Consider the following 19,880-nt stretch of genomic DNA (forward strand, 5'->3'; position numbering starts at 1 on the left):
ACTTCACGGATTCACGAGGAGTTCCCGATGCTGCACACCTTGCTTGTCGGGCTCGGACGCTCGGGGCGAGAACTCCATCTGCCGGTGCTCCACAAGCTGCGGCAGACGACCGCCGCCGGGGACCCCTTCGCGCCGGAACCGCCGCTCGGCTACGACATCCGCCCCGCGGGCGAGCCCGTACCGGGGCTGGTGACCGTGGACTCGTCGGCCGCCGCCCGGGCCCGGCTCGACCCGGCACGCACCGTGGTGCACCTGTGCACCCCGCCCGACCAGCGGGTGGAGGTGCTGCGCGAGCTCGCGGGGCTCGGCTTCCGCCGCTTCCTGGTCGAGAAGCCGATCGGCACCGACGGCGCGGCGGTGGAGGCGATGCGCCGGCTGCGCGATGAGCGCGGGCTCGCGCTGGCCGTCGTCGCACCCTGGCTGCACAGCACCCTCACCGAGCGGCTGGGGCGACTGGTGCGCTCCGGCAGCCTCGGCGGACTGCGCCGGATCACCGTGCACCAGCGCAAGCCCCGGCTACGCCGGTCGCTGAGCACCCCCAGCCACCCGAGCGCCTTCGACGTCGAACTGCCGCACTCCGTCGGCGTCGCGCTGCGGCTGGCCGGCGCCGGCAGGGTCGAGGCGGCCTCCTGGACCGATGCCCGCGCCGGCACATCCGTCGTGCCCCGGATGGGCACCGCGCAACTGACCCTGCGCCATGAGGCGGATGTGATCAGCGAGATCGACACCGATCTGACCTCGCCGCTGCGCGAGCGCAGCATCACGCTGGAGTTCGACGCCGGCACGGCCGTCGGCCACTACCCGGTCAGCGGCGAGGACCCCTACGCCCATCTCCGCGTGCGCCCCATCGGGCTGCCGCAGACCCATGAGGTCTTCCCCGACGAGGCCCTCGACGCCTGTCTGCTCCACGTCTACCGGGGCTTCGCCGCCGGCGCCGACGTCACCGCGGACTTCGCGCTCCAGGCCGAGGTGGTGGCCGTGCTGGAGCGGGCCAAGGAACAGGCCGCCGCCGTGGACAGGAAGGGATACCTCCATGTCGGCTGAGCACCCGCGTCCCACCCCCGAGGGCCCCGGGCTCCCCGCCGGGATCCGGCTGTGCGGCATCGGCGACGAGGCGGGCGCCTCGCTGGACGAGCAGATCACCGCGCTCACCACCCTCGGCTGGGACGCCATCGAGCTGCGCACCGTCGACGGCACCGCCGTCGCCGACCTCGACGAGGCCGCCTTCGAGCGGGTCGCCGAGCGGCTGGCCGCCGCCCGGCTGGAGGTCGTCTGCGTGGACTCCCGCATCGCCAACTGGGCCCGCCCCATCACCGCCCCGTTCGCCCAGGACCTGCACGAGCTGGACGTCCTCGCCGAGCGCTGCGCCCGCCTCGGCACCGACCGGGTACGGGTGATGTCCTACCCCAACGACGGCCTGCCCGGGGACCGCTGGCGCGCCGAGGCGCTCGCCCGGCTGGCCGAGCTGACCGCGCGCGCCGAGGCCGCCGGGCTGGTCCTCCTGCACGAGAACTGCGCCGGCTGGGCCGGCACCCGCGCCGACCGCATGCTCGACCTGCTGGCCCACGTCGACAGCCCCGCCCTGCGACTGCTGTTCGACGTCGGCAACGGCGTCGCCTACGGGTACCGGGCGTACGAGCTGCTGCCGCGGCTCGCCCCGTACATCGCCCATGTGCACATCAAGGACGCCGTCGGCACCCCCGAGGACACCCGCTACACCCTGCCGGGCCACGGCGACTGCCGCGTGCCCGAGGCGCTGCGCCATCTGCTGGACCACGGCTACACCGGGGTGTGGTCCATCGAGCCGCACATCAACGTGCGCCCGCACGACTTCCTCGCGCGGAGCGGCGACGACGTCCTGGGCGCCTTCGTCGACTACGGACGGGAGCTCGAAAGGCTCATCGGCGGACTCGGCGGACTCGGCGGACTCGGCGGGCCCGCAGGACCGGACAAGGCCCGCGGGGCCGGCACGGCCTCCGAGGTGTGCTCATGAGCCCCGTCGAACTCCTCCCCGCCGAGCGGGACCTGCTGCTGCACCTCATCGGACTGCGCACCGCCGGTCCCCTGGAGACCGGCCCCGACGGACCGCCCCCGCGGCTGTGGGAGGCGCAGCGGGCGTACGCCGAGGCCGCCGCGCCGCTGGGCTTCCGCGTCGTCCACCACGCCGCCCCCGACCCGTCCGTACTGGACCGGGACGGGGTGCCGCGGACCGTGCGGGAGGCCGCGGAGCGTACCCCGGACTTCCTGGAGTGCCAGCCCAGCATGGTGCTGCGGCTGGGGCCCGAACTCCCGCCCGAGCGCACGGTGATGTTCAACGCGCACCTGGACACGGTCGCCGGATGGGAGCCGCCCGCCTGCCGCGACGGGCGGTTCCACGGCCGGGGCGCGATCGACGCCAAGGGCCCGGCCGTGGCCCTGCTGGCCGGCCTGCGGGAGGCGGTCGCGTCCGTACCCGGGCTGGGCGTCACCACGGGGGTGCTCATCCAGCTGGTCGCGGGCGAGGAGGGCGGCGCCATGGGCGTCTTCGGCACCCGCCCGCTGGTGGCGGCCGGGTACACCGGACGGCTCAACGTCTTCTGCGAGCCGACCGGGAACCGGCTGGTGCCCCGCGCCACCGCCGCCGCCACCGCCCGGATCACCGTCGCCGGCACCGACTCCATCGACGACCACCCCGGCGGCGGCCACAACGCCACCGTGCTGCTCGGCTTCCTGGCCCAGCACCTCGCCGAGCACCTGGCCGCCCGTGCCACCCGTACCGACGGCGGCCGGGTCTGCGTCGCCGGGCTGCACACCGGCCACCTGCACAACAAGGTCTACGGCACGGGGGAACTGCTGCTGAACCTCGCCTACGGGACCACCGCCGCCGGGACCGCGCTCCAGCGGGCGCTGGAGGACGAGCTGCGCGCCGGTCTCACCGCCTTCGCGGGGCGCTTCGGCGCCCTCCCCGACTTCGCCCTGACCGCCGCCCAGGCCGCCGAGATCACCACCCTGGACTGGCTCAAGCGCGGCCTGCCGGCGCTCGACGACCACGACCCGTGGGCCGAACGGCTGCTGGAGCGGGCGGGCGTCCCGTACGCCCCGCCCGACGCCCCGGCCTGCACCTGCGACGCCATCTGGATGCACGGCGTGCCCGACGCCTACACCGCCGTGTTCGGCCCCGGCGACCTGGCGGCCAACCACGCCCACGCCGAGGGCGAGTACGCCGACACCGCCGACCTCGAAGCCTTCGCCACGCGGGTCGGCTCGCTCCTGCGGCACTTCACCGACCACTTCGCCCACCACACCGCCCGGCGCGCCGACGCCCGGGCAACGGACGGATCGTTATGACAACCACCCTTCCCGACGCGGCCGCCCCGACGGCGGTCCGCGTCCCCTACGACAGCCTGCTCGGCTTCGCCACCGAGGTGTTCGCCGCCCGCGGCGTGCCCCGCCCGCGCGCCCGCGCCGCCGCCGAGGCCCTGGTCTACGGCGACCTGGCGGGGATGCGCTCGCACGGCCTGGCCAACCTCACCCGGCTCTACCTGCCACTGTTCGACGACGGGCGGGCGGTGCCGGACGCCGAGCCCGAGGTGCTCGCCGACCGCGGCGCCGCGGTCCTCTGGGACGCCCACAAGGGGCTCGGCCTGTGGGTCGCCGGCGAGGCCATGGAGCTGGCCGCCCGGCGCGCCGCCGAGTACGGCGTCGGCCTGGTCTCGGTCCGCGACGCCACCCACTTCGGCTGCGCCGGCCACCACACCGAGCGCACCGCGCGACGACACGACGTCGTCGCCGTGCTCGCCTCCAACTGCGGGCGGCAGCGGATCGCCCGCCCGCCGGGCGGCCGGGTCGCGATGCTCGGCACCAACCCGATGAGCGTCGCCGCCCCGGCCGGCCCCGATCTGCCGCCGTACGTGCTGGACATGTCCACCACCGCGGTGCCCACCGGCAAGATCCGGGAGGCCGCGCGCGCCGGCCGTGAGATACCCGAGGGCTGGCTGCAGGACGCCGAGGGCCGGCCGGTCACCGACCCGGGCGCGCTCGACCGCGGCGAGGGCTTCCCGCTGTGGCTCGGCGGCAGCCCGGAGACCGGCGCCTACAAGGGCTACGGGCTCGCCCTGCTGGTCGAGGTGCTCGCCGCGCTGGTGCCCGGCGCCGGACTCGGCCCCGCCACCGAGGCGTACGCCGGCACCGGCGGCCCCTCCGGACGCGACGACGACATCGGCTTCCTGGCGCTGGCGGTCGCCCCCGGCGCGCTGCGCCCGGTGGCCGACTTCCTCGGCGAGTCGGCCGGCCTCTTCCAGGCCCTGGTCGACTGCCCGCCGGTGCGCCCCGGCACCCCGGTGAGCTACCCCGGCGCGCGCGAGGCCACCCTGGCCGTCGATGCCCGGCGCGCCGGGGTCCCCCTCACCCCCGAGCTGTACGCGGAGATCCGCGCGGTCGCGGCCGAGCTGCGGCTCCCGACCCCGGCCGTCCTGGAAGGGGAGAACTCGTGACCGACCGGAACAAGGAGACACCACACCCCTCCGCGGGCCACGGCGTGGAGGACTCCGGCGTGGGCCGCCGGCCCGACGGCGGCCCGGCCGCCCAGCCGCCCGGGAGGGCGCTGCGGGTCGGGATCGTCGGGCTCGGCGTCATCTCCCGCTTCTATGTGGCAGCCTTCGACGTCCTGCCCGACGTCGAGCTGGCCGCCGTCTGCGACCTGCGCCCCGAGGCGCTCGCCCCCTTCGCGGGCCGGGTCGCCGGCTACCCGGACCACCGCGCCATGATCGCCGCGGGCGGTCTCGACGCGGTGGTGGTCAACGTGCCCAACGACGCGCACGCCGCCGTCTGCGCCGATCTGCTGGCCGCCGGTCTCGCGGTCTGCGTGGAGAAGCCCCTGGCGACGCGGGTCGAGGACGGGCGGATGCTGGCCCGGACCGCCGCGGACCACGGCGCGGTGCTCTTCACCTCCTTCCACCGCCGCTACAACGACAACGCGCTGGCGCTGCTCGACCGGGTCGGCGAGCTGGACAGCCCGCTGGTCTCCCTCACCGTCCGCTATCTGGAGCGGATCGAGGAGCACGCGGGCGCCGACCTCTGGTACCTGGACCCGGAGCGCTGCGGCGGCGGCTGCGTCGCCGACAACGGGCCCAACGCCTTCGACACCGTCCGCCAGTTCCTCGGCCCGGTCCGGGTCGTCGACGCCACCGTCGTCCGGGACGAGCACGGCACCGACCGCCGGTCGACGGTGCTGCTGCGCGCCGACACCGGCGCCACCGCCCGGGTCGAACTGGACTGGTCCTACCCCGGCGAACGCAAGGACATCGAGGCGCGGTTCGCCGACGGCACCGTGCTCACCGCCGACATGCTCGGCGGCCACGACGGCTTCAAGCAGTCGTTGTGGCACGAGTACGTCGGCGTGCTGCGGGACTTCGCCGCCGCCGTACGGGCCGGCGAGGACCGCTCGGCCGACGGGCTGGCCGCCCTGGAGCTGGTCGCCGAGGTCTACCGGCGCGAGGGCCGCACGGCCCCGGACGCCGACACCGTACCGCCCGCCGGTGCCGCCCCCTCGGCCGAGACCGCCCGCACCGCCGGAGCCGCCTCGTGAACCCCCACGAGGACGGGCTGAAGCGCCCGGTCACCGGCAGTCTGGTGAAGGTCCTGATCCACAGCCGCGACGATCGCGGCATGGTGCTGGAGGAGTACGCCAGCCGCTGTGTGCGCCGCGAGGAGATCCACGAACTGGTCACCACCGACCAGCACGACCCGACCCCGGGCGCCGTCGTGGACCGCGTCGGCTTCCTGGGCTTCGTGGAGATCGCCGCCGGAGGCGTCATCGACCGCGGCGACGAGGTGCGGGCCGACGGCCATCTGATCGGCACCGTGCTCGGCTTCGACGCCTGCCACTTCCCCAACCACTACAACGTCCTGATCGCGGTCGACAAGACGGCCACCGGCCCGGACCTCGGACTCACCCCGGAGATGGAGGTGCGCTTTGGCTGAGCCGCCCACCCCGCTGCTGGACACCGTCACCGGCCCGGAGCGCCTGCGGGCGCTGGACCCGTCCCGGCTGCCCGAGCTCGCCCGCGAGATCCGGGAGTTCCTCATCGCCGCCGTCTCCAGGACCGGCGGCCACCTGGGCCCCAACCTCGGCGTGGTCGAGCTGACCATCGCCCTGCACCGGGTCTTCGACTCCCCGCGCGACCGCCTGCTGTGGGACACCGGCCACCAGACCTACGTCCACAAACTGCTCACCGGCCGCAAGGACTTCTCCCGGCTGCGCAGCCGCGGCGGGCTCTCCGGCTACCCCAGCCAGGACGAGTCCGAGCACGACGTCATCGAGAACTCACACGCCTCGACCGCGCTGAGCTACGCCGACGGCCTCGCCAAGGCGCACCGGCTGCGCGGCCTGACCGGCCGCCACGTGGTCGCGGTCATCGGCGACGGCGCGCTCACCGGCGGCATGGCCTGGGAGGCGCTCAACAACATCGCCGCCGCCAAGGACCTGCCGTTGATCATCGTCGTCAACGACAACGGCCGCTCCTACGCCCCCACCCGGGGCGGGCTCGCCGACCACCTCACCACCCTGCGCACCACCCAGGGCTACGAGCGCTTCCTGCGCTGGGGCAAGGACCGGCTGCGCGACAGGCCCCTCGGCGGCCCGCTCTACGACGCGCTGCACGGGGCGAAGAAGGGGCTGAAGGACCTCGTCGCCCCACAGGGACTCTTCGAGGACCTGGGGCTCAAGTACGTCGGGCCGGTGGACGGCCACGACACGGCGGCGGTGGAGGCCGCGCTGGGCCGCGCCAAGGCGTTCGGCGGGCCCGTCATCGTGCACTGCATCACCCGCAAGGGCCACGGCCACCCGCCCGCCGAGGCGCACGAACTGGACCGCTTCCACGCCATCGGCGCGGTCGCGACGCCCGGCGCCCGGCCGACCGGACCCTCCTGGACCTCGGTGTTCGCGAAGGAGATGGTCGAGGTCGGGGCGGAGCGCGAGGACGTCGTCGCCATCACCGCCGCCATGCTGCAACCGGTGGGCCTGGACGCCTTCGCGACCGCCTACCCGGAGCGCGTCTTCGACGTGGGGATCGCCGAGCAGCACGCGGTGACCTCGGCGGCCGGCCTCGCCCTCGGCGGGCTGCACCCGGTGGTGGCCGTCTACGCCACCTTCCTCAACCGCGCCTTCGACCAGGTGCTGATGGACGTAGCGCTGCACCGCTGCGGGGTGACCTTCGTCCTGGACCGGGCGGGCGCCACCGGCAACGACGGCCCCAGCCACAACGGCATGTGGGACCTGTCGATCCTCCAGGCCGTCCCCGGCCTACGGATCGCCGCGCCGCGCGACGGCACCCGGCTGCGGGCCCAACTGCGCCAGGCGGTGGCGGTGACCGACGGCCCGACCGTGGTCCGCTTCCCCAAGGGGCCGGTCGCCGCCGACACCGAGCCGGTCGCCACCGTCGGCGGCCTGGACGTCCTGGCCCGGCCGCGCGGCACCCAGCGCGTCGACGTGCTGCTGGTCTCCGTCGGAGCCATGGCCGGCACCGCGCTCGCCGCCGCCCGGGAGCTCGCCGACCGCGGGATCACGGCCACCGTGGTGGACCCGTGCTGGGTCAAGCCGGTCGACCCGGCCCTGGTGCGGCTCGCCGCCGACCACGCGCTGGTGGCCACCGTCGAGGACAACGGCCGGGTGGGCGGGGTGGGCGGCGCCATCGCCCAGGCGGTGCGGGACGGCGGGGTCGCCACCCCCGTCCACACCTTCGGCCTGACCCAGAAGTTCTTCGACCACGGCAGCCGCGGCGAGTTGCTGACCGAGGCCGGACTCCAACCCGCGACCCTCGCCGACGACATCGCCGAGGCGCTGGCGGCGGCCGGCGCCGCCCGACTGAAGGGGGCCTCATGACCGCCGTCTCACTCGGCATCCCGGCCGTACCGACCACCCTCGCCCCGCGCCGGGCCAGCCGACGGATCCAGGTGGGGTCGGTGGCCGTGGGCGGGGGTGCGCCGGTGTCGGTGCAGTCCATGACGACGACGGTCACGGCGGACATCGGTGCGACGTTGCAGCAGATCGCGGAGTTGACGGCCTCGGGGTGTCAGATCGTGCGGGTGGCCTGCCCCTCGCAGGATGACGCGGACGCGTTGCCGGTGATCGCGAGGAAGTCGCAGATCCCGGTGATCGCGGACATCCACTTCCAGCCGAAGTACGTGTTCGCGGCGATCGACGCCGGTTGCGCCGCGGTGCGGGTCAATCCGGGGAACATCCGGCAGTTCGACGACAAGGTGAAGGAGATCGCCAAGGCGGCCTCCGACGCCGGTGTCCCGATCCGTATCGGCGTCAACGCCGGTTCGCTGGACAAGCGGCTGCTGGCGAAGTACGGCAAGGCCACGCCGGAGGCGCTGGTGGAGTCGGCGCTGTGGGAGTGCTCGCTGTTCGAGGAGCACGGCTTCAGGGACATCAAGATCTCCGTCAAGCACAACGACCCGGTGGTCATGGTCAACGCCTACCGGCAGCTCGCCGCCCGGTGTGACTACCCGCTCCACCTGGGCGTCACCGAGGCGGGCCCCGCCTTCCAGGGCACCATCAAGTCCGCGGTGGCCTTCGGCGCCCTGCTCTCGGAGGGCATCGGCGACACCATCCGGGTCTCCCTCTCCGCTCCGCCGGCGGAGGAGGTCAAGGTCGGCATCCAGATCCTGTCCCTCCTGCGGGCGTGCCCAGGTGGACGTCTACAAGCTGGCCGATCAGGTGACCGCGGGTCTTGAGGGGATGGAGGTGCCGTTGCGGGTGGCGGTGATGGGCTGTGTCGTGAACGGTCCCGGCGAGGCTCGGGAGGCCGACCTCGGTGTGGCCTCGGGCAACGGCAAGGGACAGATCTTCGTGAAGGGCGAGGTGATCAAGACGGTGCCCGAGTCGAAGATCGTCGAGACCCTCATCGAAGAGGCCATGAAGCTCGCCGAGCGGATGGAGCAGGACGGCACCCCCTCGGGCAAGCCCGAGGTCGACGTCGCCTGAGCGGAGCCCTTCGACGGATTCCCCCACCGCGACGGATTCAGGAAGCCCCCGATACGACATCAGGTGTCGTATCGGGGGCCTTTTCCATGCCCGGGCCCATGACAAGCCCTGCTAATTCCGCGAAGGACCGGCAATTTATTGTCCGTAGCGGCACAAGCGGGCACCTCCGTAGCGTCATTCCCATGCCGACCACGTCAATTCCGCGCCAGGCGCCACCGGTTCCGTTCTTCACCCAGGCGGAAAGCTTCACCGAGCTGTGGCCGCTCATCGCTCGGCACACCGATGACGTCTTCGACCGCGGCAAGTACTCCCATGGCCGTAAGGTCGCCGAACTGGAAAGCGCCATCGCCGGATACACCGGCGCCCGGCACGCCGTGGCGGTCAACAGCGGCACCGACGCCCTGGTCCTCCTGTTGCGCGCGGCGGGCGTCGAGCCGGGCGACGAGGTCATCGTCCCCGCCTTCAGCTTCTTCGCCTCCGCCTCCGCCGTCAGCCTGGCCGGGGCCACCCCGGTCTTCGCCGACATCACCGCGGACGGCGACTACGGCATGGACGCCGGCTCCGCCGAGGCGGCGATCACCGACCGCACCCGCGCCCTGCTGCCCGTGCACCTCTTCAGCCAGCTCGCCGACATGGCGGCGCTCTCGGGGCTGGCCCACCGCCATGGGCTGACCCTGCTGGAGGACAGCGCCGAGGCCATCGGGATGCGCTGGAACGGCACCCACGCCGGCCTGTTGGGCGCCGGCGGCGTGCTGTCCTTCTTCCCCACCAAGACCCTCGGCGCGCTGGGCGACGCCGGAATGATCCTCACCGATGACGAGCAGGTCGCCGAGCGGGCCGGGGTGCTGCGCCACCACGGCCGGATGGGCCGGACCATCGACCACATCGCGGGGATCTCCAACCTCTCCGGGGTCTCCGGCACCAACAGCAAGATGGACGACGTCCAGGCGGCGGTGCTGCTGGCCAAGCTGACCCGACTGGACCAGGACATCGCCCGCCGCGCCGAGCTCGCCGCCGCCTACACCGAGCGACTGGCCGGCGCCGACGGGGTGCTGGCCGTGCCCCGCCGGGTGGCGCGGCCGGTCGCCAGCGACCCGGTCCACTACGTCTACCTCGTCGAGGTCGAGCGGCGGGACGAGCTGGTGGCCCATCTGACCGCCCGCTCGATCGGCACCGAGACCTACTACCCCCGGCCGCTGCACCTCCAGCCCTGCTACGCCGGGCACCCGGACCACCGCGCGGGCCGCTTCCCGGTCGCCGAGGCCGCCTGCGAGCGGACCGTCGCGCTGCCGCTCTACCCGGACCTCACCGAAGAGCAGCTCGACACCGTGTGCACCGCGATCTTCGACTTCTACGCCGGGAGGCGGTGACGATGTCCCTCATCCCCTTCTTCCCCCCCGACCTCTTCGAGCAGGACCGCGAGGCGTTCAAGCGGCTGCTGCACGAGGTGGGGACCGACGCCGAGCAGAAGTTCATCCTGGGCCGGCGCACCGCGGAGCTGGAGGCGGAGCTCGCCCGCTCCACCGGCGCCGAACACGTCATCGCCTGCTCCAGCGGCACCGGCGGGCTCAACCTCGCCGTCCAGGCGCTGGGCGTCGGCCCCGGAGACGAGGTCATCGTGCCCGCCTTCTGCTGCCAGCCCGTGGCCAGTTCGGTGGCCAACCTGGGGGCGACCCCCGTCTTCGCCGACGTCGACCCGCACACCATGGTGATCGACCCGGACGCCGTGGAGCGGCTGATCACCGAGCGGACCCGGGCCGTCATGCCGGCCCATATCTTCTCGATCATGGCGGACATGCCGCGCATCAAGAAGATCGCGCAGCGGCAGGGCGTCCCCGTCATCGAGGACGCGGCGGTGGCCGAGGGCGCGGTGCTGGACGGTGTCCCCTCGGGGCGCTGGGGAGACCTGGGGGTCTTCTCGTTCTTCCAGGTCAAGGCGTTCGGCACGGCCGGCGAGGGCGGGGTGGTGCTCACCGACGACCCGGAGCTGGCACGCACCGTGCGGATGTTGCGCAACCACGGCCAGGACGGCGTCCACCGCTTCCTGCACCACCGCGTGGGCCAGAACAGCCGCTTCGACGAGATCCTCGCCGCCTTCCAACTGCACCGGCACGGCGGCTTCGCCGACCGGCTGGAACGGCGCGCCCGCATCGCCGACTACTACACCGAGCGCTTCGCCCCGCTGGCCGAGCGCGGTCTGCTCGCCCCGCCCGCCGGGCGCGACGGCCGCTGCTACTACGTCTACTCGCTGCTGGTCCGGCGCCGCGGCGATCTGCGCGCCTGGCTGACCGAGAAGAACATCGGCAGCCACGTCTACTACCCCGTGCCGCTGCCCCGCCAGCCCGCCTTCGAGCGGTACGCGCCGGACGGCGTCGACTGGCCCGGCGCCCAGCACGCCAGCGACCACAACCTGGCCATCCCCATTTGGCCGCACCTCACCGATGCGCAGGTCACCTACATCGCCGACGCGATCTGCGAATTCTTCGACTGAGCACGGAGGAGCTTTCGATGACCACGAAACTGGTCGTGATAGGTCAGGGGTACGTGGGGCTGCCGCTGGCCGTCGCGGCGGCCGAACGCGGCTTCCACGTCGTCGGTTACGACATCGACGAGCGGCGCGTGGACAAGCTCGCGGCCGGGGACAGCTACGTCGGGGACGTGGCGGCGGAGCGGCTGCGCGCGATCCTCGACCGGGGCACCTACCGGCCCAGCATCGACCCCGACGACCTGGACGGCTTCGACATCGCCGTCATCACCGTGCCCACCCCGCTGCACGAGGGCGTCCCCGACCTGAGCTACATCGAGTCCGCCGGCGAGGCCCTCGCCTCGCGGCTGCGCCCCGGGGCCACCGTGATCCTGGAGTCCACCAGCTACCCGGGCACCACCGAGGAGGTGCTGGCCCCGCTGCTGCACAAGGGCTCCGACCTCGCGCCGGGCGTCGACTTCCACCTCGGCTACAGCCCCGAGCGCATCGACCCCGGTAACGCGCGATGGACCTTCGAGACCACCCCCAAGGTGGTCTCCGGGGTCGACGCCGCCTCGCTGGAGCGGGTCCGCGCGTTCTACGCGACGATCGTCGAGGAGGTGGTGGTCGCCCCCTCGCCACGCGTCGCGGAGCTGGCCAAGGTACTGGAGAACACCTTTCGGCACGTCAACATCGCCCTGGTCAACGAGCTGGCCACGCACGCCGAACACATCGGGGTCGACGTCTGGGACGCCCTGGAGATCGCCTCCACCAAACCGTTCGGCTTCATGCGCTTCACCCCGGGGCCGGGGGTGGGCGGACACTGTCTGCCGGTGGACCCGCTGTATCTGTCCTGGAAGGTGGAGCGGACCCACGGCAAGCGGTTCCGGCTGGTGGAGCTGGCCGACGAGCTCAACAACCAGATGCCCGAGTACGTGGTGCGGCGGCTCACCCGGGGCCTGGACCGGCGGCGGCAGACCGTCACCGGCTCCCGGATTCTCATGCTGGGGCTGGCCTACAAGGCCAACACCGGGGACGTGCGCGAGTCCCCGGCGCTGCCCATCGCCCGGATGCTGATCGAGGCGGGCGCCGCGGTGCGGGTGGCCGATCCGCATGTGACCGAGGGCCCGGACATCCCCGGTCTCACCCGGGTGGAGCCGACCCAGGAGGAGCTGGCGGCGGCCCACGCGGTGCTCATCACCACCGACCACGACGCCTTCGACTACGCCGCGGTGGCCGCCCACGCCCGCTATGTCTTCGACTGCCGCCACCGCATCCCGCCGGCCGAGCACATCGAGTCGCTCTGAACCGGGCCGCCTCCCGGGCGCCGCTCAGGAGCGGCCCCGGGGGGCGGCGGCGCGCGGAGCGTCGTGGGACAGCACCTCGCCGTCGCCGGGACAACCGGCCAGGTGCGACACGGAGTCGGTGCCGGCCGGCTTGTCGATCACCGGGTCGCAGACCAGCACCGCCTGGTGCAGCTCCTGGATGCGCGGCGACGGCTCCAGGCCCAGCTCGTCGCGCATCACCCGGCGCAGCCGCTGCACCACCTCCAGCGCCTGGGTGCGGCGGCCGGAGCGGTAGAGCGCGATCACCAACTGGGCGTGGAGGTACTCCTGGGTGGGGTGCTGGGCGGTGAGCGCGCTCAACTCGCCCAGCAGCTCATGGTGGCGCCCCAGCCGCAGGTCGGCGTCGATGCGCTGTTCCTGCACGCTGATCCGGTCCTCGGCCAGCCCGACCAGATGCGCCCGGAGCACCGGCCCGGCCTGGACGTCGGACAGGGCCGACCCGTGCCACATCCGCAGCGCCTCGCCCAGCAGCCGGGAGGCGCCCGCGTCGTCCCGGCGCAGCCGGGCCCGACCCTGGCGGACCAGCGCGGTGAACCGATGGGCGTCCAGCTCGTCGCCGCGGACGACGAGCAGATATCCGCCGTCGCGGGTCTCCAGGACCCGCCGGGCCGCCTGGAGCGAGCCGATCCGTGGAATCCGCCCCAGCGCGCGGCGCAGTTGCAGGATGTACGACTGGATGGTGGAGAGCGCGGTGTTCGGCGGCGCGTCCTCCCAGAGCTCGTCGATGCAGGTGCGGGTGGAGACGACCTGATTGGCGTTGAGGAGGAGCAGGGCGAGCAGCTGCCGCTGTTTGGGAGCCGTCGGTGTATAAGAGTGTCCCCCTTCGCTGACGCGAAGGGGGCCTAATACGGAAAATTCCATGGCGTTCTCGTACACCTTCCAGGCGAGCGTCCCATCAGGCCCAGCAGTCGGCGGCCCTCGTTCGGCAGCCTAAGGTGAAACGGTTGTAGAGGTGGCGGATATCCTAGGCCACGTAAGTGACCGATTCAACAGCCTCTTTCCGAACCGGGAATTCCGCTTCTGGTTGCAGCTGTGAAGATAAAGCGGTGAATTCATTCCGTGTCCGGAAGCTGCCAACGATTTTTTCGTTCGTAGCGTGGACGCCAGAGTGTCTGGAATTTCAGCCGGGTGACGGGGGAGAGCAGCCCCAGCACCTCGCGCCGGGTGTGTCGGGGGGCGCCGTCCAGCAGCCAGGGCAGGAAGGTCGCGGCGCCCTCGGGGCCCAGCAGGCGGCGCTGCACCTGCTCGAAGACCCGCCACTCCCACTCGTCGGCCATGGCCAGGGCCAGCGGGAGCGCCGCCTCCTCCTCGTGGTCGAGGTGGGCCAGCAGGGCGGTGCAGAAGTCGGCCGCGCACTCGGGTAATCGGGTCGGTCGCTCTCCGGTGAGCGCCTCGTCGATGCTCTCCATCAGGGGCTGCAGGTCGGCGTGCTCGGCCTCCATGGCGGCCAGGGTCGTCAGGTTCCGGTGGCCGACGCCCGGCTTGTACCGCAGGGCCGGCCAGAGGGCGACGTCCTCCGCCGTGTGGTGGATCGACAGATAGCGCCGGAAGAGCTTCCAGTCCGGCCCGAGCACCGTGGGGTCGGCGACGCCGGCGGACGACACCAGGAGAGCCGCCTCGCGCCGGAAGGCGTCGTGCAGCGCGTAAAGCAACGACGCGCGCTTCCGGTGGCTTTGCGCCCGGGGTGCCGCTTTGGTGCTCAAGGGCTGACTCCTCACGAAGGCGTGCCGGGCACGGGGGTGGGGAGGGGGAATGGGCCCGGCGTGAATCGTCGGTACGGATGAATTCTGAAATCCGGGGTCCAGTATCGCCCTGAACGGCACTACGGTGCAAGGTGTTCCATAGATGGTACGGGTGTTCCCCGACCCGGCTCCGCCGCCGCGCCGGGCGCTCGGGCCCGGCGTCAGGAGGGGTACAACTCCGGCCGCCGGTCCTGGAGATAGGTGGTGGCGGCGCGGGCGCGCCGGAGAACCTCGGGATCGACGTCCGCGACCAGCAGCCCCTCGCCCTGCTCGGGGAGCGCCTGCGAGCCGCCGTCGGGGGCGGCCACCGTGGTGTGGCCGGCGAACCCGATGCCGCCGTGGGTGCCGGTCCAGTTGGCGTACGCGATGTACAGCTGGCTCTCGAAGGCGCGGGCGGGGACCAGGGTGCGGGCGACGAAGTCCCAGGGGCGCATCAGCCCGGTGGGCACCAGCAGGAGATCGGTGCCGGCCATCCCGTGTGCCCGTACCGCCTCCGGGAACTCGACGTCGTAGCAGATCAGCAGGCCCAACGTCAGGCCGTTGTAGGAGGTCTGCACCACCCCCTGCTCGCCGGGGGTGAACATGGCGCGCTCGCCGCGTCCGTACAGGTGCGCCTTGCGGTAGACCGCGAGGGTGTCGCCCTGGGGGGAGACCAGCCGGGCGGAGTTGTAGAGCTCCCCGCCGTCGGTCTCCGGCCAGCCGTGCACCAGTGCGAGGGAGAACTCGCGGGCGATGGCGTCCACCTCGGCGCACTGCGGGCCGTCGACCGGACCGCACGCCTCCTTGAGATTGCTCATCAGCAGCGGATAGCCGCCGATGGAGATCTCGGGGGTGACGAGCAGCTCGGCGCCCGCCTCGGCCGCGCGGCGCGCCGCCTGGCGCAGCTGGTCGAGGGAGTGGGCCAGGCCGGTGGTGCCGCAGGCCGCCTGCTGGCAAGCGATCCTCACTGGGGGTCCTCCCGGAAGCCTGGCCGTTCGCACATGAGTTCCTCACGATACCCGTACACGGAGAGTGCGAAGGATCGCCCTCACGTCACGCGGTGTATTCGGGGTCGGATATCAGGGGGGGTGGCTTAAACCTAGGGGTACCCCCTACTTCAACTACCGTGATAAACATGAAACATGCCGGGACGGGACCGTTCCGGATAAATCCCGGCGAGAACCGGGCACCTCCCACACAAAACTTAAGGGAAAGATTCTTCGGCACATGGGTGAACAGCGAGAGAATAGCGCTTGGGTACGCCGGTTCCACCCCGCCCCGGAGAGCAGCGTCCGGCTGGTCTGTCTGCCGCACGCGGGTGGCTCCGCCCCCTTCTATTTCCCCATGTCTCAGGCGCTTTCCCCGGCCATCGACGTGCTGTGCCTCCAGTACCCCGGCCGCCAGGACCGGCGACTGGACCCGGCCATCGAGAACATCCCGGACTACGCCGACGCGATCGTCGCGGAGCTCAAGCCGTGGCTCGATGTGCCGACGGCGTTTTTCGGCCACAGCATGGGCGCCGTCCTCGCCTACGAGGTGGCGCTCCGGCTGGAGCGTGACGGCCACTCCGGCCCGATCGCCCTCTTCGCCTCCGGGCGTCGCGCCCCCTCCCGCTACCGCGAGGAGAACGTGCACCGCCGGGACGACGACGGCATCGTCAAGGAGATGCAGCTCCTGAGCGGCACCGACTCCCGCATCCTCGGCAACGAGGAGATCCTGCGGATGGTGCTGCCGGCGATCCGCAGCGACTACACGGCCGTCGAGACCTACCGCTCCGAGGAAGGGGCCGCCGTGCGCGCCCCGATCACGGTCCTCACGGGCGACAACGACCCCAGGACCAGCATGGAGGAGGCCGAGGCGTGGCGCGCCCACACCACCGGCGACTTCGACATCCATGTCTTCCCCGGCGGTCACTTCTTCCTGGCCAACCACTCGGAGAAGATCATTGAGATCGTCTCCAAAAAGATCAACGCGGTCGGCTCCTAGCAGCACTGACCGGACCGCGCATCCGCGTCAACGCACAATTCCCACGGCCCGGCATGACTACCGGGCCGTGGGCCGAGTTCCGGGGGACGGACTCACCATGCCTGCCAAGCTCTTCGAACGCGAGAACCACCTTGCCGCGCTGACCGACATGTTGTGCGGCGCGAAACAGGGCAGGGGACGGCTGGCACTCATCAGCGGTGCGGTGGCCAGCGGAAAGACCGACCTGCTCGACAGGTTCGCGGCCCAGACGCTCTCCTGTGGCGTGCTGCTGCTGGAGACCACCGGGTCCCGCGCGGAGCGGGAACTGCCCTTCGGCCTTCTCAAGAAGGTCTTTGACAACGCTGCCATGCCGTCGGAGGCGCGCGCCGAGGCGATCGCGCTGCTGGACGACGTGGACACCGACGAGGAGAGCGGCGCCGCCTCCCGGCTACGGACGATGTCCCGCGTCTCCTCGGTGCTGCTGCGCCTGGCCGACGAACGCCCGATCGTCATCACCGTCGACGACGTGCACTGGGGCGACGGCCACTCCCTCCAGTTCCTGCTGCACCTGGCCCGCCGGGTGCGCCAGGCCAAGGTGCTGGTGGTCCTCACCGAGTCCACCCGCCTGCGCCAGGAACAGCTGAGCTTCCACGCCGAGCTGCTGCGCCAGCCCAACTGCGGCCGGCTGCGGCTGCACATGCTCACCGAGCCCGGCATCACCCGCGTGCTCACCGGCTACGTCTCGCAGACCGTCGCCGCCCGACTGGCCCCCGAGTGCCACCGACTCACCGGCGGCAACCCGCTGCTGCTGCGCGCCCTGCTGGAGGACTGGCGGGCCGGCGGCGAACACGGCGAGTCGCTGCAACGGCCGGTCCCCGGCGAGGCGTACGCCCAGGCCGTCCTCGGCTGCCTGCACCGCGGCGCCCCCGATGTGCTGACCATCGCCCACGGCATCGCGGTCCTCGGCGACGCCGACTGCCCGGTGCTGCTCAGCGAACTGCTCGGGCTGACCGCCGGCGCCGTCGAACAGGGGGTGCAGGACCTGCGCCAGAGCGCGCTGCTGGAAGGCGGCGCCTTCCGCGCCCCCGCCGCGCGCACCGCCGTCCTCGACGCCGTCCCCACCGCCGCCCGCGCCGCGCTGCACCGGCGCGCCGCCCACCTGCTGCACAGCGACGGCGCCGCGGCGCTCGAAGTCGCCCGGCACCTGGTCGCCGGCGGACAGGACGTCGAGCGCTGGGCCGTCCCGGTGCTGCGCGAGGCCGCCGAGTACGCGCTGGTCGAAGAGGACCTGGAGTTCGCGCTGCGCTGCCTGGAACTGGCCCACGCCGCCTGCCGGGACGAGCGGGAGCGGGCCGCCCTGAAGGCCCGGCTGGTCAGCGTGGCCTGGCGGATGGGGCCGGGGGTCGCCGAAGCGCACCTCCCCGACCTGGCCGACGCGTTGCGGGGCGGCCGTCTCGCCCCGCGCGACCTGGCGCTGTCCGTCTCCTACCTGGCCTGGTCCGGCCGACTGGAGGAGGCCGCCGACGCCGTCGCCGGATCGTCCGCGACCACCCGCCCCGCCCCCGGAGGGTCGACCACCACCGGCGTCGAGGACGCGCGCGGCGCGGCCCTCGCCGCCACCGCGCAGTGGCTGACCGTGATCAGCCCGCCGCTGCGGTCCCGCGTCCCCACCCTCGGCACCACCGCGCCGGCGGCCTCCACCGGCCCGCGCGACCTGGCGGGCGAGGCATACGCGCAGTCCGCCGTCACCCTGTCCACCGCGCTCGGCGGCCAGACGGCCCGCGCCGTGGTCGAGGCGGAACGCGTCCTCCAGCGCTACCACCTGTCCGACAACTCCCTCCAGCCGCTGGCCTTCGCCCTGCTGGCCCTGGTGTACGCGGACCGGCTCGACCTCGCCCAGTCCTGGTGCGAGCGGCTGCTCGGCGAGTGCGCCAGCCGTCGGGTGCCCACCTGGCAGGCGCTGCTCTCCGCCGTCCGGGCCGAGATCGCCCTGCGCCAGGGCGACCTGCCGGTCGCCGCCCACCAGGCGCGGACCGCGATCTCCCGGATCTCCCCGGCCGGCTGGGGCGTGGCCATCGGCCTGCCGCTGGCCACCCTCATCCAGGCCGAGACCGGCATGGGCCGCTACGACGAGGCCATGGCGCTGCTGGAACAGCCGGTCCCCGACGGGCTGTTCCAGACCCTCACCGGACTGCACTACCTCCGGGCCCGCGGCCGCTGCCACCTGGCCACCGGCCGCTACCACGCCGCCCTCGGCGACTTCAACACCTGCGGCGAGCTGATGGCCGCCTGGCGGGTGGACACCCCCCAGCTGGTGCCGTGGCGGCTGGACGCCGCCGAGGCGTGGCTGGCCCTGGAGGAGACCGACCGGGCCCACGCCCTGGCCGAGGAGCAGCTGCGACGCAGCCCCGGCCAGCCGCGGCTGCGCGGCGCGCTGCTGCTGATCCTGGCCCGCGGCGAGGACCTCAAGCGGCGGCTCCCGCGGCTCAAGGAGGCCGTCGAGATCCTGGAGAACGGCGACGACCGACTCCAGCTCGCGGGCGCGCTCGGTGAACTCGGCCGCGGGTACCGCGCGCTGGGCGACTTCAACCGGGCGCGGGTGCTGGTCCGCAAGGCGTGGCACGTCGCCAAGGCCTGCGGCGCGGAGCCGCTGTGCCGACAGCTCATCCCCAGCCACGGGGACGGGGCCGACCTGGTCGCCCCGGTCGGCCAGTCGGGCGACGACGCGGCCCAGCGCGAGGTCGAGGCGCTCACCGAGGCCGAGGCGCGGGTCGCCCTGCTGGCGGCGCACGGAAACACCAACCGGGAGATCGCGTCCAAGCTGTTCGTCACCGTGAGCACGGTGGAGCAGCACCTCACACGGATCTATCGCAAGCTGAAGGTGAAGCGGCGGCGTGATCTGCCGGCGAAGCTCGCCGACAGCAGCCTCACGGGTATCGCCTGACGGCGGGTCCTGCACGGGGCGGGGTGCCCCCGTGGCGCCTCTGCGGGCTGCCGGGGCGCGGGCTGCGGGGCGCGGGCCGCGGGCTGCCGGGGCGCGGTTGCTGGCGTGTGGTTGCGGGCGGTTCGGCACCGCCGGGCCGCGTCGTCTGGGTTGCTCGCCGTCGCGGCGGGAACAAGGGGCCCTTGTCGGGCCCCTTGTGAACCCCCGGGGGGGTGCGTGCCTCGCGGTGGGGACAAGGGGCCCTGCCGGGCCCCTTGTGGGTCCCCTCGCGGTGTCGTTGAGGCTGTTGTGTGCGAACGGGTTGCGGGGGGTTCGGCACCGCCGGGCCGCGTCGTCTGGGTTGCTCGCCGTCGCGGCGGGGACAAGGGGGTGCGTGCCTCGCGGTGGGGACAAGGGGCCCTGCCGGGCCCCTTGTGGATCCCCTCGCGGGCTGGTTGAGCCCGCTGTGTGTGCGAACGGGTTGCGGGCGGTT

Annotated in this window: 15 protein-coding genes and 1 pseudogene; 13 read left to right on the top strand and 3 right to left on the bottom strand. The window is 73.0% G+C overall.

The window, feature by feature from the left end:
• The first annotated feature begins 27 nt into the window (after window positions 1-27).
• The 11 genes and pseudogenes from CD790_RS13725 (at window position 28) to CD790_RS13775 (ending at window position 12,739) form a co-directional block, all read left to right on the top strand.
• Complete coding sequence (locus CD790_RS13725) at window positions 28-1,044, top strand: oxidoreductase (protein WP_144383495.1); 1,017 nt, start codon at window positions 28-30, stop codon at window positions 1,042-1,044.
• A complete protein-coding gene (locus tag CD790_RS13730; RefSeq protein ID WP_144383496.1) occupies window positions 1,034-1,993 on the top strand; it encodes a sugar phosphate isomerase/epimerase in 960 nt (319 codons plus the stop codon). The genes CD790_RS13725 and CD790_RS13730 overlap by 11 nt, the downstream gene beginning before the upstream one ends.
• Window positions 1,990-3,327: a M20/M25/M40 family metallo-hydrolase gene (locus tag CD790_RS13735; protein ID WP_144383497.1), complete on the top strand. Its 1,338-nt coding sequence runs from the start codon at window positions 1,990-1,992 to the stop codon at window positions 3,325-3,327. The genes CD790_RS13730 and CD790_RS13735 overlap by 4 nt, the downstream gene beginning before the upstream one ends.
• A complete protein-coding gene (locus tag CD790_RS13740; protein WP_144383498.1) occupies window positions 3,324-4,472 on the top strand; it encodes an Ldh family oxidoreductase in 1,149 nt (382 codons plus the stop codon). Before CD790_RS13735 ends, CD790_RS13740 begins: the two co-directional genes overlap by 4 nt.
• Window positions 4,469-5,566 carry a Gfo/Idh/MocA family protein gene (locus CD790_RS13745; RefSeq protein ID WP_260867555.1) on the top strand — a complete coding sequence of 366 codons (1,098 nt, stop codon included), beginning with the start codon at window positions 4,469-4,471 and terminating at the stop codon, window positions 5,564-5,566. Before CD790_RS13740 ends, CD790_RS13745 begins: the two co-directional genes overlap by 4 nt.
• Window positions 5,563-5,961, top strand: coding sequence for a DUF6917 domain-containing protein (locus CD790_RS13750; RefSeq protein WP_144383499.1), 399 nt, complete (start codon window positions 5,563-5,565; stop codon window positions 5,959-5,961). The genes CD790_RS13745 and CD790_RS13750 overlap by 4 nt, the downstream gene beginning before the upstream one ends.
• Complete coding sequence (gene dxs / locus CD790_RS13755) at window positions 5,954-7,861, top strand: 1-deoxy-D-xylulose-5-phosphate synthase (protein ID WP_144383500.1); 1,908 nt, start codon at window positions 5,954-5,956, stop codon at window positions 7,859-7,861. The genes CD790_RS13750 and dxs overlap by 8 nt, the downstream gene beginning before the upstream one ends.
• A pseudogene (gene ispG, locus CD790_RS13760) lies at window positions 7,858-8,968 on the top strand (flavodoxin-dependent (E)-4-hydroxy-3-methylbut-2-enyl-diphosphate synthase). The gene dxs and the pseudogene ispG overlap by 4 nt, the downstream one beginning before the upstream one ends.
• Window positions 8,969-9,150: 182 nt before the next feature.
• Entirely contained in the window at window positions 9,151-10,338 is a 1,188-nt protein-coding gene (locus tag CD790_RS13765) for a DegT/DnrJ/EryC1/StrS aminotransferase family protein (protein ID WP_144383501.1), read from the top strand.
• A gap of 2 nt (window positions 10,339-10,340) precedes the next feature.
• Window positions 10,341-11,459, top strand: coding sequence for a DegT/DnrJ/EryC1/StrS aminotransferase family protein (locus tag CD790_RS13770; protein WP_144383502.1), 1,119 nt, complete (start codon window positions 10,341-10,343; stop codon window positions 11,457-11,459).
• Between the two features lie 17 nt (window positions 11,460-11,476).
• Window positions 11,477-12,739, top strand: coding sequence for a nucleotide sugar dehydrogenase (locus CD790_RS13775; protein WP_144383503.1), 1,263 nt, complete (start codon window positions 11,477-11,479; stop codon window positions 12,737-12,739).
• Window positions 12,740-12,763: 24 nt separating this feature from the next.
• On the opposite strand, the gene CD790_RS13780 is transcribed toward CD790_RS13775, so the two are convergent.
• The 3 genes from CD790_RS13780 to CD790_RS13790 all read right to left on the bottom strand — a co-directional run bounded on the left by CD790_RS13780 (window position 12,764) and on the right by CD790_RS13790 (window position 15,467).
• Window positions 12,764-13,639 carry an AfsR/SARP family transcriptional regulator gene (locus CD790_RS13780; protein ID WP_144383504.1) on the bottom strand — a complete coding sequence of 292 codons (876 nt, stop codon included), beginning with the start codon at window positions 13,637-13,639 and terminating at the stop codon, window positions 12,764-12,766.
• 191 nt (window positions 13,640-13,830) lie between these two features.
• Complete coding sequence (locus CD790_RS13785; protein WP_186319008.1) at window positions 13,831-14,481, bottom strand: hemerythrin domain-containing protein; 651 nt, start codon at window positions 14,479-14,481, stop codon at window positions 13,831-13,833.
• Window positions 14,482-14,681: 200 nt separating this feature from the next.
• Window positions 14,682-15,467, bottom strand: coding sequence for a carbon-nitrogen hydrolase family protein (locus tag CD790_RS13790; protein WP_144383505.1), 786 nt, complete (start codon window positions 15,465-15,467; stop codon window positions 14,682-14,684).
• Between the two features lie 259 nt (window positions 15,468-15,726).
• Here CD790_RS13790 and CD790_RS13795 point away from each other — a divergent pair, with 259 nt between their 5' ends.
• Both CD790_RS13795 and CD790_RS13800 read left to right on the top strand, forming a co-directional pair.
• Window positions 15,727-16,485: a thioesterase II family protein gene (locus CD790_RS13795; protein WP_144383506.1), complete on the top strand. Its 759-nt coding sequence runs from the start codon at window positions 15,727-15,729 to the stop codon at window positions 16,483-16,485.
• A gap of 97 nt (window positions 16,486-16,582) precedes the next feature.
• The gene (locus CD790_RS13800; protein WP_144383507.1) at window positions 16,583-19,408 is read left to right on the top strand and encodes an AAA family ATPase; all 2,826 of its coding nucleotides are present in this window, start codon (window positions 16,583-16,585) and stop codon (window positions 19,406-19,408) included.
• Window positions 19,409-19,880 lie beyond the last annotated feature (472 nt).

Origin of the sequence: Streptomyces sp. SAJ15 (assembly GCF_007595705.1) — a bacterium.
In the GTDB taxonomy this organism is placed as follows: Bacteria; Actinomycetota; Actinomycetes; order Streptomycetales; family Streptomycetaceae; genus Streptomyces.

Bases quoted from the DNA above. Each gene is read 5' to 3' on its own strand.
- CD790_RS13725 (WP_144383495.1), top strand. From the start codon at position 28: ATGCTGCACACCTTGCTTGTCGGGCTCGGACGCTCGGGGCGAGAACTC.
- CD790_RS13730 (WP_144383496.1), top strand. From the start codon at position 1,034: ATGTCGGCTGAGCACCCGCGTCCCACCCCCGAGGGCCCCGGGCTCCCC.
- CD790_RS13735 (WP_144383497.1), top strand. From the start codon at position 1,990: ATGAGCCCCGTCGAACTCCTCCCCGCCGAGCGGGACCTGCTGCTGCAC.
- CD790_RS13740 (WP_144383498.1), top strand. From the start codon at position 3,324: ATGACAACCACCCTTCCCGACGCGGCCGCCCCGACGGCGGTCCGCGTC.
- CD790_RS13765 (WP_144383501.1), top strand. From the start codon at position 9,151: ATGCCGACCACGTCAATTCCGCGCCAGGCGCCACCGGTTCCGTTCTTC.
- CD790_RS13770 (WP_144383502.1), top strand. From the start codon at position 10,341: ATGTCCCTCATCCCCTTCTTCCCCCCCGACCTCTTCGAGCAGGACCGC.
- CD790_RS13775 (WP_144383503.1), top strand. From the start codon at position 11,477: ATGACCACGAAACTGGTCGTGATAGGTCAGGGGTACGTGGGGCTGCCG.
- CD790_RS13780 (WP_144383504.1), bottom strand. From the start codon at position 13,639: ATGGAATTTTCCGTATTAGGCCCCCTTCGCGTCAGCGAAGGGGGACAC.
- CD790_RS13795 (WP_144383506.1), top strand. From the start codon at position 15,727: ATGGGTGAACAGCGAGAGAATAGCGCTTGGGTACGCCGGTTCCACCCC.
- CD790_RS13800 (WP_144383507.1), top strand. From the start codon at position 16,583: ATGCCTGCCAAGCTCTTCGAACGCGAGAACCACCTTGCCGCGCTGACC.